The organism is Paenibacillus sp. FSL R5-192, assembly GCF_000517845.1.
GTDB classification, from domain to species: domain Bacteria; phylum Bacillota; class Bacilli; order Paenibacillales; family Paenibacillaceae; genus Paenibacillus; species Paenibacillus amylolyticus.
Genome location: NZ_ASPR01000005.1, coordinates 1 through 19727 on the forward strand (window position 1 = coordinate 1; position 19727 = coordinate 19727).

The following is a 19727-nucleotide window of genomic DNA, read 5'->3' on the forward strand; positions in this document are numbered from 1 at the left end:
GTCTCAAACTTTCGCGTTCATTCTGCAAGCAGAATGTTTACTCACTCGTTGTTCAGTTTTCAAAGATCAAACTTATTTCATTACCGAATGTCGTTCTCTTCAGCAACTCTTATATAATATCATGTCCGAACCAACTTTGCAAGCTCTTTTTTTAAGTTTCTTTCGAAGCTTATTTCAATCGCTTGCCGCACCGTTATCTCGTGTTTTTTTGGCCGGAAATAGAATATACCATGTACAGTTATGGAACGCAAGTCTTTTTTAGATAAACATTAAATTCTTATACAATGAGTACCCTGTAGACCTTTTAACAAGTATCTCCTTATAACCAGCTAAATGATACATCTGCGCACTAACTTTAATGATCGGAGTAATTAACTCACATACGCAAAAAGGTTTTTCATATGATTCCTAATCCAATTATAGAGAAATCAAGTTGTATACAGTATAGACTCATCGCGTTATAGAACTTATTAACCGATGATTTCATTGGATAAACAACCAACAGATCATAGAACATTATACTCATTCCTTCTATATAGAAGGAAAACATTTTTGAAATTCATTTTGCTCAAGAAAAGAATACAAAAAAAAAGCGAAAGCTCCGGGTCTAATCCCGTGGCTTCCGCTTCTTTCTCATATATAAGGTAACAAACTTATCTCCGTACCTTCATTAAAACTAATGTACGCTTACTCCCCGCCAATAAATACGTATCTGCAAACTACAATGAGCGCCAAGATCCACATAAGCCAGTGGATTTTCACTTTACGCTCTGTAACCAAGTTACTGAACACCGCCAGAATCACATAAGATACGATACCTGCGGAGATCCCGTTTGCGATTCCACCTGTGAAAGGCATCAATACAATGGTAAGGAATGCAGGGAAAGCTTGCAGGAAATCATCCCACTCAATGCTGCGCACTTGACTCATCATAAGCACACCCACGATGATCAATGCCGGAGCCGTCGCAGCGGATGGAACAACCAGCGCAAGCGGTGCGATAAACAGGGCCAAAATGAACAACAAACCTGTCGTTACCGAAGTCAGTCCTGTACGTCCACCTGCCTCAACACCTGAAGCACTTTCAACGTATGCCGTAATGGTACTTGTACCCAGTGCAGCACCTGCGCTGACACCAACTGCATCGACGAGCATCGCTTTACCGATCGTTTTCTCGCCTTTTTTCTTATCCTTCATAATCCCCATACGCGTTGCAGTACCTACCATCGTACCAAACGTGTCGAACAATTCAACGAAGGTAAAGATGAAGATGATCTCGAACAATCCGAGACTGATGGCACCTTTCAAATCCAGCTGTCCAACCGCCAGATCACTGAAGTTAGGCAACCAGCTTGCGCCTGAAAGACCACTCAGATTCGTAACTTCCATCGGAATACCAATCAGCGTTGTTGCTACGATCCCGATCAGCAGAGCGCCTTTGACGCGCATAACCATCAGAATAGCAATAAGGAGCAAACCAATCAGGGCCAGCAACGCATCGTGATGTGTTACAAAGTTGCCCAATGACAAGTTAAAACTGCTACCCGGAATCGGCTGACTCAGATCTGCGTCTGGTGCAACATTAACTGTTACAGCCACGAGATTAGCAAGTTTGAAACCAATAATGGTAATAAAGAGACCGATACCCACCGTAATGGCCATTTTGATTGACTGCGGAACTGCAACAAGCAGCATTTGACGAATCTTCGTCACGGTCAAAATAATGAACACAATACCGGAAAGGAATACCGCTCCGAGAGCTGCTTGCCAAGTAATCGCTCCATTCGAACTTAGAACGACAGTCATGAAGTACGCATTCAGCCCCATACCTGGTGCAAGTGCGATCGGAATATTCACGAACAATCCCATAATAATAGTCATTAATCCGGCGCCGACGGCTGTTGCAAAGAATACTGCATTATCCGACATCCCCGCACCGGCTTGTCCCAAGAACAACGTATTTACAAAAAGAATGTAAGCCATTGTCATAAACGTAGTGAGACCCGCAACAATCTCCGTTCTAACGTTTGTTCCGTTTTCTTTTAATTTAAAGAAACGATCCATAATTACTAACTCCCCCTTAGAGATGTTGAAGCCATATTGAAAAACGACAAATGACCCTGATGAAGATTCTTCACCCAGGGTTCAGCTGACAAGGAGTGGCATGATGCCTTTACTAAGAACAAAAAAAATTCTAATGTGCGTGATGTCCCCGCAATCATGTAGAATTCATGTGCTTAGCCTTCTCCTCTTCGTAGCCAGATCATTAGGGTGATCTCGTAGAGACTCCCGGGCCAATCCCCAGGATTATACGAATAAGTATGCGCTATTTGTTTGTTTCCCATCACTATTTTAGGAGGGCAGTATGTTTTTGTCAATGAGAAAAACGAATATTAATATCACCCTTTTATAATATCGTTCGTATTATTTAACAAATTGAACCAGTTCAGCGGTTTACAACCCAAATGAATACGCTTTTTTCGATGAGATCTCAATGGAATATGTCCATTCTTTCATGGCGAAAGTTCCGCAGGATAACATAAAAAAGCTAACCTGATCCAAAGGCGAGAAGCGCTCTAATCAGGTTAGCTTATATTTCTGATGCGTTTTAGCAATCAGGTGAATGATGATCAAGGAATAACGATATCTCGTATTCCGAAGACTTAAACTCATTAGGTATATGGAGCAACTTGCGACATACGCCGGAACTACTTTTTACCGGATCAGTCCTATGTTAATTAAATCTCTGTCTGCGGAGTATCCTGTATATCTTGTTGTTCCTGATTTGTGTTTGTTGTTGAGTCAGAGGATAACTCCTGGTTACTGGACTGATCGGAAGAAGCATCCGCTGCCTCTAAGTTCACAAATGGAAACTCCCCCGAACCGGAAGCCAGATCTTGCATTCCTGAACCGCATCCTGCAAGCATCACCATCAGAAACGCACTTCCAATGCCCATCTTCCATTTGCTCATATAGTCGGTTTTACGCATACATTCAATTCTCCTTTCAGTAGCCATATAGCTCTTAGTATGTACTTATTGTACAGGCCCGACCTGAAAGGATCATGAAGTCAACTTTAAAATGGGATTAATTTTGAAAGTTTATTACTTGTAAAAAAAGTAGCCCTACAAAAATTTGATCACAATATTCTTCTTAATAAAAAAACGCCCTTTTATTTGCGAAATACCGCAGATAAAAGAGCATTTTTTATAATCTATCGTTAAGAGTCTATACCCTATTCCCACTCGATTGTTGCAGGTGGTTTGGAAGTTACGTCATAGACGATACGGTTTACGTTATCAACTTCGTTAACGATCCGTACGGAGATTTTCTCCAGCACATCCCAAGGGATACGTGCCCAGTCCGCAGTCATACCGTCGATGGATGTTACAGCACGGATACCTACAGTGTAGGAATACGTACGCGCATCACCCATAACGCCAACACTCTTCATGTTAGGTAGGGCTGTGAAGTACTGCCAGATTTCGCGGTCGAGACCGGCTTTGGCAATCTCTTCACGCAGGATGTAGTCGGAATCACGAACGATGGTAAGTTTCTCTTCGGTAACCTCACCAAGAACACGGATCGCAAGACCCGGACCAGGGAACGGCTGACGGTGTACAATTTCGTCCGGCAAGCCACACTCGGTACCGACTTTACGTACTTCATCCTTGAACAACGTGCTCAGTGGCTCGATCAGTTTGAAGTTCATGTCCTCAGGCAGACCGCCCACGTTGTGGTGGGATTTGATGGTCTGTGCAGTCGCTGTACCACTTTCTACGATGTCCGTGTACAGTGTACCTTGTGCCAGGAATGCAAAGTCATCGAACTGCTTGGACTCTTCGTCAAATACGTAAATAAACTCGTTACCGATGATTTTACGTTTTTGTTCTGGATCATCCACGCCAGCCAGTTTGGACATAAAGCGCTCCTGAGCATCAATTTTAACAACTTTCATGTCGAATTTGCCGACAAACGTCTCCATTACACTTTCTGCTTCGCCTTTGCGCAGCAGACCGTGGTCGATAAACATACATGTCAGTTGATCACCAATGGCTTTGTGAAGCAATGCAGCTACAACGGAAGAATCTACACCGCCGCTAAGCGCACACAGTACTTTACTGTCGCCAACTTTTTCACGAATGTCTTTGATCGTGTCATCGATGAATGTCTCCATCGTCCAGTTGCCTTCGCAACCACAAACTTCGAACAGGAAGTTACGAATCATGTCGTTACCGCGAACAGAGTGACGTACTTCCGGATGGAACTGAACAGCATACAATTTACGCTCATCATCGCTCATGGCAGCGATTGGCGCACTTTCCGTACCTGCATCCAGTTTGAAACCTGGAGGAAGTGTAACCACGTGGTCACCGTGACTCATCCATACCGTATGTTCGCCTTCAATGCCTTTTGCCAATGTAGATCCAGCGGCAAACTCAAGATCTGCTTTACCGTACTCTCGCTTCTCGGAACGTTCTACTTTACCTTCGAGCTGCTGGGCCATAAGCTGCATTCCGTAGCAGATACCGAAGATTGGCAAGCCCAGGTCATAGACACCTGGGTCCACGTGTGGAGCATTCTCAGCGTATACGCTGGACGGACCACCCGAAAATACGATCCCTTTTGGTGCTATTTCTGCGATCTTTTCCGCCGGTGTATTATACGGCAAAAGCTCGCTGTATACGCCAAGATCCCGGATTCTTCTGGCGATTAACTGATTGTATTGACCCCCGAAGTCAAGGACAACTACAATTTCATTCTGTTTATTCATAACCGTGCCTCCCTCAATTCAATGAAACTAATTATACGCAACGACAAAACATACCGTCAAGGAAAGGCGAAACTCCTTTTTTCGACATCTCAAAACAGGATTACCAAATGCCTCTAAATATGAAATTTCGAACAGAAAAGCTTGGCAGCAAGATGCTGGTTCAAGTGTATGATCGTGGAAAGACGCCTCGTTCGCAGCGCAGCGCGAAAGGCGTCTTATGTATGGCATGCAGCGATGAACCAAACGTTGCGTTTAAAAACAGTGCGCCAGCAATGGCGATCTTCATCTGCCCGCAAGCTACCCACAAGTGGCCAAGCTCTATTGGAAAGCGATAGCGACTGTATGGCAGCTGCTTCGCATCTTTGGTGTAACGTTGTGACATCCTTGTGTTACAACGCCTGCAACCGCCGGGCCAAACGAAGTGCCCGGCGCAGGAAGTTCAGACTGTCCGCGCGCAGCGGACGGTCTGGACCGTACAGCAGCCGTTCCCAGTCGGCTGCAAACCGCGCGATGTCCGCGCCGTCCGCGCCTGTGGCCAAAGCCGGTGACGCTGCATATTCACGCAGCGTCATACCCGGCGGCCGCGGGCCGTACCGGCGCGCGAGCGCGGCCCAGACCGGAGCGGCGGCGCGCAGCAGCCGCTCGCGGTCTGGAAAGCTGCTGCGTGGCCACGCCAGCAGCAGCCCTATCCGCAGCGCGGGGCGTAGCCGCCGCATGCGGACCAGAGCAGCAGGGCCCAGCAGGGCCGCTGCCACAAGGGCTGCCGCGAGCCATGGCTCCGCGGCAATGGCCCGTGCGCGGGCGAGCAACCATGCGCCCGCGTAACCCAATCCGCCGCTCATATACGGCGGATTCTCCGCAACAGGCTGCGGCCCGGCGAGTGCTGCGACACCTTCGCCCGCGCCTTGCGCCATGGTGAAGCCTGGCGTGGCCTCAAACGGCATCCAGCCTGCACCCAGAAAATATACCTCTACCCAGGAATGTGCATCTCCCTGTGAAATCACATACTGACTGGGCACATCCGGGTCAGCAACTCCGGGGCCAAAACCTTTAACCCAGCGTGCGGGGATGCCCTCTGCACGCAGCAACACAATCATGGCTGTGGAGAAATGATTGCAATACCCCTGCCGGGTGACGAATAGAAAATCATCCACAAAATCTGTTCCACGCGGTGGCATACGGGTATCCAATGTATACTCGGCATGAGCAGCCAGATAAGTCTTGACGGCCTGCACAGCGTCATACCGGGTCTCAATGCCTTGAATGATTTCCTTGGCAAGCGTCTTCACTCGACCAGGGAGTGATGCAGGCAATTGCAGATAATCCCTCCGAATGGCTGCCGGATCTTTCCCTTTATTCGTTTCCTCAAGAAGACGTAACTGTTCAGGTGTTGCGACAGGAACCATGACGTCTGCCGAATAATGTTTAACTATCTTATCGTTTCCGGAGCTCGCGAGCCACAATGTTGCCGAATCGCGATTAGACAGCAAAGAAAACATGTTTTCCTGATTATCCTTGTTCTTATCCTGGAACGATACGTTAACCGGTATGCCCCCGGTAAAGAGAGGATTTGGTCCTTTCCACTCTCGCTGCATCATGACAGTTTGGCGAATGCGACTCCAATAGGTTGGATTCTCCCAACCATCAGCACGCAGCATTCCGGATGGACTTGCCGTTTCGAAGCTTTGACCCGGGTCACTCCAAGTACTACCGTTATAATATGAACGGGTCTCCCCTCGCCAATACGTCACTTTTGGACTCTTTGCTATAAAAAAGATGGAGTTGCCCTGCACCAACGGTGCTCCCATAGGCGCGTCCGCTGTGCTATATCCCGTGACTGCCGTTGCAGCAGGGATACTACTGTGCTGTGTATAACCTGCCCAGCGAGCTAGGCGTTCACCCATCTGCTCCAAAGATATGCGTTCCGGTTGAGGAATGGAAGCAAACTGGCCAGGTAACGCTGAGAGAAACACCATACCTGCGGAAGCAACGATAGTTACTGCACTCCAACGGCCATAGGGGCTGCCGCGATAACTCGGAGTCGTGACTCCTCCATTGAGACGTAGTAGCTGGAGCAGAGCCTGAATAAGAAAAGTCCATAGGACAGACCTTATTACAGAAGCATACACATCCAGCCCCGCAAAGGATTCAAGCAAAAGCAAATAGAGCAGTGTTGCACTGCCAAACAGCATAACGCTTCGACGTAACAATACAAGGGATTGCACAGAAGCCATGAGCATGCTCCAGCCGCACATCATGAACAAACCTCTCGTTTCTGTACTAATCGAGTGGAATCGCCAGTTATTTATAAACGTGTCCATATCCGCTGAAAATATTCCCGGATACGCGACGGCCCAACGGACAGGATCACTTCCTCCGTACATCAGACATAAAGCAGCGACTGCAATGAATAATCGGATCAGTACTCCGGTGATCCATCCTGTACGAATCAACCCCGCAAGCAACAATGCTCCCGTTAATCCCGCCATTACGGACAAGAACCGTTCACTGCCCTGCTGATCTGATGATGTAACCGGATATATCCACTCCAGAGACAGTATAAGTAAAATGGCCGAAATAAAAATTTTGTACAGGACAGGTACGCTAACATATCCCTCATCCTTTATGTCCGTCACAGAATTCTGGTTCACAGCTTTATAGACGGAATAGGCCGATTCTATTCTCGTACGGTCCGTTGACTCTAAGTCGGCCACAGTGGAATTGGGTTGCTGGTTACCATTACGCTCCCACATCCGTTACCTCCACCTTTCCCAATGAAGATAACGCAACGTCTGTAACCGCGTGGATCGGCACCCCGCTGTGACGAAGCCGCTCCAAACTTAAGCTGTCATATCCCAATCCATTCATCAATCTATCCGTTGATCCTAATTGGTCCTGGTTTGCTTCAGTCAATTGCACCTCTACACGATAACCCGACCCGATTGCAGTTATGATCCATTCGGCCAGAACCTGATCCAACTTACCTGTGAGAACCACAATTCGCGACCCGCTCGTTAGTCCATCCAGCATCTCCGTTCGAAGCGAAACAGAGCCTGATTGTGCTTTGGATATTCGTGCCCCCGCTAACTTGTCCAGTCCATGATTCTCATCATCTGCATGGAACGGCCCATGTTTCCATTGATCTTGTGCATCATAGTTCTTATCGCCGCCTTCCATCCACAGATGATAAGGAATGTCATCCCGTTCAGCGGTATGAATCCAGCGGGCAGCTGCACGAACCACTCGTTCAAAAGCAGGTGCATCCATGTTCTCCCGTTGTTTTACGTCATAACCCGACGCGCCTTCATACACAAGGATGCCGAGCGAAGCCAGATCCGTGGTATCAGGCAGAAAGGTCTGAAGTTTTCCCGTTTTGGCTGTACTTTTCCAATGAACTCGTCCCAGTGGGTCACCCTGCTGATATTCACGGAACTCAGGGCTACGGTTACCCTGGCTATTTCTTCGCTCTGACAGAGTCCCTTCGATCATCGCTGCGAATTCTACCGAATCACCCTTCCCCCAAGCTGTTGCTTGAGGAACAACAATCAAGGGGGTACCTCCCGCAGTCTCTGCGGAGAGGGTATTCCAGCCAAACATATCACCCCAGTACAATCTGCCCGTATCCCATCTGTAGACTCCTCTGCGTAACCCGGAACATTCATATTGATAGGAAAATTGTCGCCGTGTTCCCGGGAAAATCAATTTGCGATGAACACCTGCAGGTGTGTTCTCACACAGAACGATCCATAACAATGGAATACGGCAATTGAATTCCAGTTCGACTAGAACCCGTACCTGCTCGCCTGCCTCAATCCGGTTCGTGTGTATTTTCCGACGGATGTGAATACGCCGTGGTCCGAACCAATGGAGAAGCAGACCTCCTGTGAACATCAAGAAAGCTATAACGGATAGAAACAACGCCGCTTTGCCCCCATGCCACTGATACAAGGAAGCAAAAGCCACCACCAAGACAGCACTCACAATCCGTTGTCCCAGCGCAGTCATTGCCTCCGTCCCCTTCCCTGTGATGCCATCTGTACAGGTACCGGGACCGATGACAATGCTTCTTCAATGACATGCACTTGCCCCCAAACCTCCGCTCTGTTCTGGGCCTTCAATTGAATACGGTGGGAAAGGACAGGCACAGCTACCTCTTTCACATCATCCGGAATGACATAACTGCGCCCTTGAAGATAGGCAAATGACTGCGCCGCAGCCATCCAGGCCAGTGTTCCACGCGGACTGATGCCCAATCTGACCGCCGGAAGGCTGCGAGAGGCTACAGCAACGGCCACCAGATACTGTTTGACGACCGGATCAACATGTACCTGTTTGACTTCACGCTGCATGGCTACGACCTCTTCAGCAAGCAGGACAGGGCGAAGTTCATCAATCGCTTCTCTACCTTGCATGCGGGTTAACAATTCCAATTCCTGTTCCGGATCGGGATACCCCAGTCCAATTCTCATGATAAATCGATCCAGCTGCGCTTCAGGCAGACGGTACGTACCTTCGAACTGTAACGGGTTCTGTGTCGCCAGCAGAAAGAACGGGCGTGGCAAGGCATAGGTTGTGCCATCAACCGTAATACGTCGTTCCTCCATTGCCTCCAGCAGGGCAGACTGAGTGCGTGGTGAAGCGCGATTTATTTCATCAGCCAGGACAACGTTGGACATGACGGGTCCGGGCCGAAACTTGAATTCAGCTGTATGTGGATGATAGATTGAAGTGCCCGTAACATCTGCCGGCATGACATCGGACGTGAATTGAATCCGGCCCATGGAGCAGTCCAGTGCAGAAGCAACGGCACGAACCAGCATCGTTTTCCCGGTACCCGGCACATCTTCCAGAAGTACATGACCTCCACTGAGCATTGCGGTAAGGACATAACGAATCTCTGTTTTTTTGCCAATAATCACACTCTCAACACGCTTCATGACCCTGTTTAACAATTCAACAGCATGTTCATGTTCCATTCGGATATAAGACATTTCTCTGATCTCCTTCCGTTCATCAGCATTCCTGAACCATAGTAATCTATGATTCAGTGTTGCCCGGAAGTAGAGAGAATAGTCCTGCAAGAATGACTTTCTTCAGATCATTTTATACTTAAATATGTTGTTCATTGCCGAAATAGATCTGGAAGTGCCCGCCTTTACCGTCCACTCTGCTTCATTACTGGTTAAGGAATTCACCCTCAACCCCATCTGCTCCAGTAGCTCACGTAACGGAACCCAGATGGTTCCACCTTGACTCTGTACTGCTCCCGTTTCAATTGCCCCGGTTGTAGTCAGTGTTCCACTCACACTGTCTGCATGAATCGTTCTTTCCTTCCATACTGCTATGGCCGTCCTTGTTTCAGAGTCCCAGCGAGTGCTGCCCCCGAATTTTTTCATGAAAGTACGCAATGGCACCATGATTCGCTGCCCCTCCATGCGGAACTCGCCCGGTTGCAAGGTAGCTGCAGCCAAGCCCACCTCTACCTTCAGCTTCTTGCTTGGAAGCCATAACGTCGCGTTCGCTTCTACATGCTCTGCGATCCAGGCCTTTCCTGGCGCCTTGCGGGCCTTATACTTACCATCTGGATGTACACGGAATTGAACTGGTTGATCCGTACTCTTTATGGTGTCAAAACGATATCCATGATCACGATAATATTTGATAATACCCGGAAGTGCTTTTACCGTTTCAGCATGTGCACCACCGTCATGCATCAGGACAATGACCGAACGTGCTCCCGCAGGTACTTTGGTCGAATTGCTGAGGATCTCTTTGGCCGGAACACCTCTACGCTTGGAATCCCCACTGTCGACGTTCCAGTCCATGACGGTGTATCCACCCAGTTGGAGCAAATCAAAATAACTCTGGTCAAAATGCCCGTAAGTACCGCCTGGTGCTCGCACCAGATTCGGACGGAACCCGGTAATACGCTCCAGCACTTCCTCTGTCTGCTTGATCTGTTTCCAGAACACTTTAAAATCACTGTACAGCTGTTCGTATTGATGATTAAACGTATGATTGCCCAAAGCATGTCCATCCTCCACAAGCCCCCGGATTAACTCGGGATAACGTTCTGCCTGCTCACCCAGTACAAAAAATGTAGCCAAAACCTTCTCCTTACGCAAAATATCCAATACTTCACGGGTATGGTTCCCCGGTCCATCGTCAAAACTCAGATAAACTACCTTGTCTTGAGTATTCTTATCTTCCGGGATTGGATCACCTGAGCCGGAAGCAGCAGATGCATAAGCCGTGCCTGCATATACAGCAAATGCACATAACAATATCGCAATCCGCATGAGAATGACATGCCATTGTCCAGATAAAAACATATGTATGGTTGTTGCAGAGTTTCCCCCATTTTCCTTGATTCTCAATTCCGGTCTCTGTACCATTTACGAATCGACCTCCACCGTCTCTAGTAATTTGCTGATAGACTTCAGCAGATTTGTTAGAATTATATGGAGGCTACATTGAAAAAAGACGTGATTTTGTTTAATATTTTTTCACAATTTGCTATGTAGCCTGATTGATTCTTCGCTTCAGATTAGGTAGCATAATGAACAGGCAGAACACATTAAAACACCTTGGAGAGTATTCATGCTCCCACCCCGTATTCAGGAGAGTGAAATCTATTGGAATTGCTTGAGAAGATCCAACATCTGTTTGGGTCCTACGGATACAGCGTATTGTTTTTTGGCTTGTTGCTTGAATTCATCGCACTTCCCTTTCCTGGTGAAACAACGATGGCTTACGCAGGGTTTCTCTCCTACAAGGGGCATCTGGACTTCGGAATCCTCACCATACTGGCTTTTCTGGGAACAACGATTGGCATGACCATCACTTATTTTATTGGAGCCAAAGCAGGACTGCCCTTTATAACACGATACGGAAAATGGTTTCTGATGAAGCAGGACAAGCTCGATAAAACGCAAAAGTGGTTCGCCAAGTATGGTAATGCCTTAATCTTCATCGGTTATTTCATTCCGGGTGTAAGGCATTTCACCGGGTATTTCGCGGGCATAGCCGCTGTTCCCTTTCGCAAATTCGCTCTCTACGCCTATTCAGGCGCACTGTTCTGGGTTGTATTGTTTCTGGGCATTGGCAAAATATTTGGCCCTCAGTGGAACGCCGTATTCCATCTGGCTCATCAATATGCAGCATATATCGTGGGAGGAATCGGCCTATTGCTTATCGTAGCCGTGTTCTATCGTTACCGCAAAGCATGGGCAGCAAGATCCACCGTATCCAAGCCAGCCCCTGTTCGACAAAGACAAAAGTAAATTCGGACAAAAGTCCATCTATAATAAGCAGGCAAGGAGTTGCGAATAATCGCAGCTCCTTTTTTTTGTGATAATCCGAATTCATCCAGGTCATACTAACTTGAAAATATAGGGTGTATAGGGAGGTGAAGACATGAGTGAATCGTCGCTGGAACGCCAAGATCAGAGGCAAATCTCTCCGGATCTAAGCGAAAATATGGAATACTGCAAGGAAGTGATGGGGAACAGCAACGACTTGATGATGCGCCCTCTCCAGTGTTTACATAAATGGCCAGCAGTCATGTTGTACATTGATGGATTAGTGGATGTGCAGATCCTGAATCACTCCATTATGGAATCATTATTGCAAAAGCGTGATCTCCCTGAATTCTCTGCAGACGATGAACATCTCAGCTACCTCCAGAATGATATCTTGATCGCCAGTGATGTATTGCTGGTCGATGATATGGATGAAGTAATGAATGCACTTCTTTCGGGATCAGCTATCTTACTGCTTGAAGGATCTGTACGAGGATTGAAGATTGGTGCAGCAGGCTGGGAAGATCGATCCGTTGGAGAACCTGTCTCCCAAACCGTCGTTAGGGGGCCTATGGAAGGCTTCAACGAAAACCTGCGTACCAACACATCATTGATCCGCAAACGAATCCGTAATCCTCATCTTTGGATCGAAGAAAGAGAAATAGGTCAGGTTACCAAAACCCGAGTGGCTGTGCTCTATCTGGAACATATCGTGGATCAGGAGATTGTAAAAGAACTGCGTCGAAGACTCGATGAGATCGATATCGACAGTATCCTTGAGAGTGGATATATCGAGGAACTTGTACAAGACGAAACCAGAACTTTATTCCCCACGGTTTACAATAGTGAACGTCCAGATACGGTTTGTGCTGCTTTGCTTGAGGGTAGAGTAGCCATCATCGTGGACGGTACGCCTTTTGTGCTGCTGGTTCCCGCCTTGTTCGTGCATTTCTTCCAATCGCCGGAGGATTACTATCAACGGGCCGATATCAGCACATTGATTCGCTTGATTCGTTATCTGTCCTTTTTTATCGCTTTACTAGCTCCATCCTTCTATATTGCCATTTCCACCTTTCACCAGGAAATGCTGCCGACCAACCTGCTCATCAGTCTGGCAGCCCAGCGTGAAGGCGTTCCTTTCCCCGCCTTCATTGAAGCCATACTGATGGAACTGACCTATGAAATTTTGCGAGAAGCAGGTATACGTATTCCGAAAACGGTCGGTCAGGCCGTTTCCATTGTCGGAACACTGGTCATTGGCCAAGCCGCCGTAGATGCAGGAGTTGTCTCCGCAGCAATGGTTATTATCGTTTCCATAACGGCCATATCCAGTTATGTCATTCCAGAGAATGGACTGTCTATCTCTGTCCGAATTTTGCGATTTGTATTGATGATACTCGCGGCAGCTTTTGGATTCTACGGTATTCTAATTGTTCTGCTCATTACGGTTACACACCTGTGCAGCTTGCGTTCTTTTGGCGTACCATATATGTCCCCCTTTGCACCTCTAATTCAGAAAGATCTGAAGGATACGCTGTTTCGTGTGCCCTGGTCCCGTATGAAAACACGGCCACTCTCTACGGGTACACCGAACAAAACCAGACAAACCACAAAAAAAACGAAGCGTTAATTCGGTAAGGAGAACAACGTATGAACAAGTGCTTCCGATTAATTGTATGCATTGCATTCCTACTCCCTCTCCTTACCGGATGCTGGGATCGCCAGGAGCTGAATGAACTTGGCATTATGCTGGGTCTTGGTGTAGACAAGGATGGCGATTTGATTAAAGTGAGCGCTCAGGTCGTTGTGCCAAATGAAGTTTCCTCCAAGTCAGGGGGAGGCAATGGCACTCCTGTCACGCTGTACGAAGCGTCGGCGCCCACGCTGTTTGAAGCAATTCAAAAGCTGACCGAGACAAGCCCACGCCGTATATTCATGGCACATATCCGTGTACTGGTGTTCAGTGAAGAATATGCCCGTAAAGAGGGCATCTACGATGTTATGGAAGCATTAATGCGAGAACCTACTGTCCGGCCCGATTATTACGTCATGGTTGCTCGAAATACTACAGCTTCCAAGGTATTGGACACACTTACTCCATTAGAGAATTTACCTGCAGAGAAGTTATTTAATTCTCTGGACGTGTCTGCCAAGACCTGGTCTCCTACAACGACTGTAACCGGTGATCAGTTGATGGAATATATGCTTACTTCCGGAATACAACCCGTAATCACTGGTGTAGAGATTTTTGGCAATTCAGAGAGAAGCGGAAGCAAAGACAATATTGCGACGATTAAGTCCAAAGCTCGTCTAGTTTCAACAGGATTGAGTGTATTCAAAAAAGACAAACTGATTGGCTGGTTAACGGAAGATGAATCCAAAGGGTACAACTATATCCGCGACAATGTCGTATCTACCATAGGTCACCTGCCTTGCCGAAAAGGAGGAAATGTGACTTTTAAAACCCTTCGCACCAAGACTCAACGAAAAGCAAAGGTCATTGATGACCAACCTGTGATCCACATCAAAATTAAAAATGTATCTTCCATTGGTGCAGTAGAGTGTGGAATCAAAATTGGTTCGATGAAAACACTCAAAGAGTTGGAAAAGGACAGTGAGGAGCGATTGATAGAACTGATGGAAAAATCCGTGAATTCAGTGCGGCGAAAGTTCCATATTGACATTTTTGGATTCGGTCAGGAAGTTTATCATGCCGATCCTAAATTTTTCAAGAAAATTGAAAAGGATTGGGATCAATATTTTGAGAATCTGGATGTTAAATATGAAGCCAATGCACAGATCAAACGTGTAGGTACACTGGATGATTCATTCAAGGAGGATTTGAAGGAGTGAGACCGGATGTTAATTACAATTACTGTCATTGTCATAGGAGGCCTTGTAGGCTTGGTTGATCTTCCAGGTCTCATCCGTCGCAAGGAATGGAGGGAAACAGCAGTGTACAGCGGAATGCTCGTCATAGCCACAGGGTTCAGTGTGATTGCAGCCAACCTGTGGGATTTCCCCAGTCCACTCTATATCATCATGTGGATCTATGAACCTGTTAATCAATTCCTGGCACATCTGACGGGAACCTAGAAAAAGGAGAGGACCATTATGCTGGAACAGGGGCGCCTTGGAACAAGACAATTGACCACGCTCATCTTTATGATGGTGGTCGGGGATATGATGCTGATCTACCCCTCGGTCATCACGTCCTATGCCAAACAAGACTCCTGGATTTGCGCTTTTATAGGCGTTCCTCTGGGGATGGCACTGATGGCCATGTTCCTGAAGCTATGTAGCATGCACCCAGAAAAAAATCTGGTGCAAATGGCACGAAGCATTCTAGGGTTCTGGCCAGGTACTTTCTTTTCCTGCCTCTACCTGTTCTTTTTCATTATTGGCGCTTCCACACATACGAGAGAAGTCGGCGATTTCATGACCACTCAAATCTTCCCGTACACTCCCCTTCGCATCATCATTCTGATGTTCGTCATCGTGATTGCCTGGGGAGTGTCTCATGGATTAGAGGCGATGGGGCGAAGTAGTGAACTACTGATGCCCGTCGTTATTGTGTTTATTGTCGTTCTTGCAGTCTGCCTGCTTCCTCAGATTGATATCAGAAATTTGAAGCCAGTAAGTGATACGGGTGTTGTCTCTATCTCGCAAGGCATTCTGGTAAGCATTATATATCCAATCGGTGAAGTCTTTCCCATCATGATGATACTGCCCTATGTTGCCAAGCAGGCTCATCGAACACGGGACGTAATTATTGCAGCTGGCCTAGGTAGTTTGGTATTGGCAACACTCGTTACCATATCGTTGCTGGTCTTGGGTGCCTTTCTTACGCAACATAACATATATGCTTCGTTTATTTTGTCCCAGAAAATCAGTATTGGGAACTTTTTTGAACGTATTGAAGCGATTATGGCTTCTTCCTGGCTGATCTCTACGTACTTCAAAGCGATGATATACTTATACGCCTTTATTGTTGGTTGTGCGGAACTGTTCAAGCTTAAGCAGTATCAGATACTGGTACTCCCTGCGTCCATACTTGTGTTCGGATTAGCCAATCTGATCTCACCAAGCATTACTTTTATCGTGATCACCATTGTTCCATATTGGGTAGATTGGGATACTACACTGGGGATCATTCTGCCGGGTTGTCTCCTGCTGATACAATTGCTTAAGTCTTACAGAACATCATCGGTTACTCCAAACAATTCCTCACAAAAATGAGTACAAATTTTTTCGGGGAAGGAGCCTGGTATATGGAAAAATGGAGTCCATCCATGAAAGTCATCCATGCTGAATATAGAGAAGGAGAACGGTGTCTATGTTAATTAAGGAGAAAATCACCATTAGGCAATTTGCAGTCCTTACCTTTCTCGTCATGATTGGGGACATGATTCTACTCTACCCCTCCGTGGTTACTGCTTCCGGTAAACAGGATGCATGGATCTGTTCTCTTATCGGTCAACCGATCGGCATACTTATCATGTGGGTGCTATACAAACTTCATCAGACACACCCTGATCTTTCTCTTATTGAAATCTGCCAAAAAATACTTGGCCGGTGGGCAGGGTCTGTTTTGGCAGCTGCATATCTATTTTATTTCGCCATAGGCGCTGTCATATGTATCCGTGAAGTAGGTGACTTTATGACCACACAGATCTACCTCCAGACCCCCATCCGGGTCATTCTAATTATCCTTATGTGTGCTCTGGTCTGGGGGCTTATGCATGGTTTGCATACAATAGGAGGAAGCAGTGAAATGCTGACTCCAATCGTTGTTGCATTTATGATTCTATTATTTCTGGGGCTGATGCCCAAAGTAAACAGTTCAAATCTACAGCCTTACTTGGACACCCCTTGGCTTCATCTGATGCAGTCTGTCATTAGAGGGGCATTCACTTCCTTTGGTGAACTAATCGTGATCACCATGGTTCTTCCTTATGTGATGGCCGGGCCTCACATCAAACGTGACATGTTACTCGCTACTTTATGTGGAGGGCTGTTACTAACCACATTGTTGGTCATTTCACTGATGATATTTGGCCCCTTTCTGACCCAACACGACATCTACATCTCCTACACCCTGTCCCAGAAAATTAATATCGGCAACTTTTTCGAGCGAATTGAGGCGTTCATGGCGACTGCTTGGTTAATTGCTACCTATTTCAAAAGCCTGCTGTATATGTTCTCCTTTGTCGTTGGAACAGCTCAGCTATTTCGGTTAAAGACATATAAACCTCTCATCCTGCCATCAGCGATGTTATTATTCGCGTTAGCTGTACTGATTTCTCCCAATGTCATTTTCTACACCAATACGATCATGCCCGCTTGGGTGGATTGGGATATCACGGTAAGCTTTATTATTCCGCTATTCCTACTGCTTGTGCATCGGCTTCGTTCGGGCAAGAGCAAGAACAATTCAACCAATCATAAACGATTGCCCACCTAAAAAGGCTGTGTTCACGGTAAATTCCGCGAAGCACAGCCTTTAATGATAAAACGGTTAAGATGTATTTATTCACACATGTCTAAATCATTAATTACAATGTCTTCAAAGCCTCAAGCGCAGCCTCGATATGTCCTTTGACCCGAACTTTGGACCAGTCCTTGATCAATTTCCCCTCTTCATCAATCAGAAAAGTGGAGCGAACCATACCCATGTACTCCTTGCCATACATTTTCTTCAGCTGCCATACACCGTATTGCTCGGCTACAACGTGCTCTTCATCCGACAACAAGGTGAAAGGCAGTCCATATTTGGCGATAAACTTGTCATGTTGTTTCATCGGATCGGTGCTGATTCCGAGAATGACCGTGTTCAGCCCTTCAAATTCAGCATGTCGATCCCGGAAATCACAAGCTTGTTGCGTACAGGACGAGGTCATATCCTTGGGGTAAAAATAAAGCAGTACCCGCTGTCCGCGGTAATCCGAAAGCTTTACTGATTCTCCCGTACTGGACGGAAGCTCAAAATCCGGTGCCAATTCGCCTACATTTAACGTCATGTCAGTTCCTCCCTAATCTCCCCCATGAAATGCTATAGGGCGTTATTATGAACCTGCTCCGCGATACCGCTTCACGCCAAAATTCCACAACAGCAAGCCCATCGAGCCAAACACCAATCCCATCACAGGTGTAAGCAGCGCCATGCGATGCATCTCGGACCTCTCCAGGAACAACGCTGCGGGATAGATCCCCACAAAGGCAAACGGAATGATCCAGGTTAACAGCACCTGAATAGCACGGTTATAGATCGTTACCGGGTAGCGTCCATATCCTTGAATGTTATACATCAACGGCAGGATACCTGTTGGCGCGTCCGAATAAAAGGACAACGAAGTCAGGGTGGTATAGATGCCGGCATAGATCATGACTGAGCTGAGTGCCAAAATAATTAAGGCAGGGATATGCCACCACTCCAGCATCAGACCCATCTCTGCGCCACTGAAGATCATGATGATCAGGCCGATAAACGAACCCATGAGTGCAGGCGGATCTACATTTTCAAGCAATATCTGGAACAGGTTATGTGCAGGACGTGTCAGGATCCGATCCATCTCACCTTTGACGATGTACCGCTCACTGAATCCCCACAGATTGATAAAACAACTGAAGATGCCATAGGGCACCATAAAATATCCATAAACAAAGAGCACTTCACTCTCACTCCAGCCGCCCAGGTTATCCGTATGGCGAAAGACCACAAAGATAAAGATCAGGTTAGTTGCCTGGAACAGCAGATCCGATAGGATCTCCACCCAGAAATCAGCACGGTACGTGAGTCGTGTTTTCATGTAATTCTTCAAATATTCCCAGATCAGACCCATATAGTACATATCTGTTATCCCCCTTGCACGAACAGACGCTTGCGCGCCTTACGCCAGATCAATACCATCGGAAGCAGCAGTACGGCAAACCAGAACACCTGAATACCGAGTACACTCCAGATGGCGGTACCTTCCACTCTTCCAGTGAAGACGGAACCGGGCAGATACGTAATGGCCTGAAAAGGCAATACTTTCATCACCGCAGACATCCAGCCTGGATACAGGCTGATCGGGATGATTAGACCGGAGAACAAATCAACCACGACGCGTTTCATACGCATCATGCCTTCATTGTTTTCCACAAAGAATGCCGCCAGTCCCGTTATCACATTAATCTGGGAATTAATGAGGAAACTGAAGAACAGCATGACGAGAAAGCCAATCCACGCCGATGGCGCCGTAGGCAATTCAACCGGGAACAGCAGAATGGCAATGAGCATCCCCGGAATCATGAGCAGCAGGAAGCGGAAAATACCTTCGCCAAGACCCTGCATCATTTTGACCATAACGTAATTGATCGGCCTGATGAATTGAATCGCAATGGAGCCATCCCGTATATCTGCGGCAATCTCCCGGTCCAGGTTGTTAAAGTAAAAGGCACGTGCCATCCAGGATACAGCGATGTAAGTGGTCATCTGTGCTGCCGTGAAGCCGCCGAGTTCACCACTGCTACCGTAAATGGCTTGCCAGGTAAAGTAATACACGCCGATATTCAGCGTATATATCAAAATGCCGGAGTAATAATTCACCCGGTATGCCAGCATCGTTAGAAAACGGATGCGCATAAAATCAATAAATGCACTATTCATC

At 47.0% G+C, this 19727-nt stretch carries 16 protein-coding genes and 1 riboswitch; of the genes, 6 read left to right on the top strand and 10 right to left on the bottom strand.

Annotation, left to right across the window (positions count from 1 at the left end):
- Nucleotides 1-687 precede the first annotated feature (687 nt).
- The 7 genes from C161_RS03035 to C161_RS03065 form a co-directional block, all read right to left on the bottom strand.
- Nucleotides 688-2064 carry an NCS2 family permease gene (locus tag C161_RS03035; protein ID WP_036668197.1) on the bottom strand — a complete coding sequence of 459 codons (1377 nt, stop codon included), beginning with the start codon at nucleotides 2062-2064 and terminating at the stop codon, nucleotides 688-690.
- A gap of 171 nt (nucleotides 2065-2235) precedes the next feature.
- Nucleotides 2236-2335, bottom strand: a riboswitch (purine riboswitch).
- A gap of 403 nt (nucleotides 2336-2738) precedes the next feature.
- Nucleotides 2739-2990, bottom strand: a complete 252-nt coding sequence (locus tag C161_RS03040) for a hypothetical protein (protein WP_036668198.1) — start codon at nucleotides 2988-2990, stop codon at nucleotides 2739-2741.
- A 245-nt stretch (nucleotides 2991-3235) separates the two neighbouring features.
- Nucleotides 3236-4774, bottom strand: coding sequence for a glutamine-hydrolyzing GMP synthase (gene guaA, locus C161_RS03045; protein ID WP_036668199.1), 1539 nt, complete (start codon nucleotides 4772-4774; stop codon nucleotides 3236-3238).
- Nucleotides 4775-5163: 389 nt separating this feature from the next.
- Nucleotides 5164-7527 carry a DUF4129 domain-containing transglutaminase family protein gene (locus C161_RS03050; RefSeq protein ID WP_036668200.1) on the bottom strand — a complete coding sequence of 788 codons (2364 nt, stop codon included), beginning with the start codon at nucleotides 7525-7527 and terminating at the stop codon, nucleotides 5164-5166.
- Entirely contained in the window at nucleotides 7514-8779 is a 1266-nt protein-coding gene (locus C161_RS03055; protein WP_036668201.1) for a DUF58 domain-containing protein, read from the bottom strand. Before C161_RS03055 ends, C161_RS03050 begins: the two co-directional genes overlap by 14 nt.
- A complete protein-coding gene (locus tag C161_RS03060; protein WP_036668202.1) occupies nucleotides 8776-9765 on the bottom strand; it encodes an AAA family ATPase in 990 nt (329 codons plus the stop codon). The genes C161_RS03055 and C161_RS03060 overlap by 4 nt, the downstream gene beginning before the upstream one ends.
- A gap of 102 nt (nucleotides 9766-9867) precedes the next feature.
- Nucleotides 9868-11169, bottom strand: coding sequence for a polysaccharide deacetylase (locus C161_RS03065; RefSeq protein ID WP_036668204.1), 1302 nt, complete (start codon nucleotides 11167-11169; stop codon nucleotides 9868-9870).
- Nucleotides 11170-11409: 240 nt separating this feature from the next.
- On the opposite strand from C161_RS03065, the gene C161_RS03070 reads away from it, so the two are divergent.
- The 6 genes from C161_RS03070 to C161_RS03095 all read left to right on the top strand — a co-directional run bounded on the left by C161_RS03070 (nucleotide 11410) and on the right by C161_RS03095 (nucleotide 17539).
- Nucleotides 11410-12057: a DedA family protein gene (locus C161_RS03070; RefSeq protein WP_036614070.1), complete on the top strand. Its 648-nt coding sequence runs from the start codon at nucleotides 11410-11412 to the stop codon at nucleotides 12055-12057.
- A 133-nt stretch (nucleotides 12058-12190) separates the two neighbouring features.
- Nucleotides 12191-13705 carry a spore germination protein gene (locus C161_RS03075; RefSeq protein WP_051449560.1) on the top strand — a complete coding sequence of 505 codons (1515 nt, stop codon included), beginning with the start codon at nucleotides 12191-12193 and terminating at the stop codon, nucleotides 13703-13705.
- Between the two features lie 20 nt (nucleotides 13706-13725).
- A complete protein-coding gene (locus C161_RS03080; protein ID WP_051447347.1) occupies nucleotides 13726-14928 on the top strand; it encodes a Ger(x)C family spore germination protein in 1203 nt (400 codons plus the stop codon).
- 6 nt (nucleotides 14929-14934) lie between these two features.
- Entirely contained in the window at nucleotides 14935-15171 is a 237-nt protein-coding gene (locus C161_RS03085) for a hypothetical protein (RefSeq protein WP_017690729.1), read from the top strand.
- Nucleotides 15172-15189: 18 nt separating this feature from the next.
- Complete coding sequence (locus C161_RS03090) at nucleotides 15190-16314, top strand: GerAB/ArcD/ProY family transporter (RefSeq protein WP_036668205.1); 1125 nt, start codon at nucleotides 15190-15192, stop codon at nucleotides 16312-16314.
- Between the two features lie 97 nt (nucleotides 16315-16411).
- Nucleotides 16412-17539, top strand: a complete 1128-nt coding sequence (locus C161_RS03095) for a GerAB/ArcD/ProY family transporter (RefSeq protein ID WP_036668207.1) — start codon at nucleotides 16412-16414, stop codon at nucleotides 17537-17539.
- 91 nt (nucleotides 17540-17630) lie between these two features.
- On the opposite strand, the gene bcp is transcribed toward C161_RS03095, so the two are convergent.
- From bcp to C161_RS03110, 3 genes are read right to left on the bottom strand one after another with little or no spacing between them, the layout of a single operon-like run.
- Nucleotides 17631-18095: a thioredoxin-dependent thiol peroxidase gene (gene bcp, locus C161_RS03100; RefSeq protein ID WP_036668208.1), complete on the bottom strand. Its 465-nt coding sequence runs from the start codon at nucleotides 18093-18095 to the stop codon at nucleotides 17631-17633.
- Between the two features lie 45 nt (nucleotides 18096-18140).
- Complete coding sequence (locus C161_RS03105; RefSeq protein WP_036668209.1) at nucleotides 18141-18926, bottom strand: ABC transporter permease; 786 nt, start codon at nucleotides 18924-18926, stop codon at nucleotides 18141-18143.
- Between the two features lie 5 nt (nucleotides 18927-18931).
- Nucleotides 18932-19726, bottom strand: coding sequence for an ABC transporter permease (locus tag C161_RS03110; RefSeq protein WP_036614077.1), 795 nt, complete (start codon nucleotides 19724-19726; stop codon nucleotides 18932-18934).
- Nucleotide 19727: the final 1 nt, after the last annotated feature.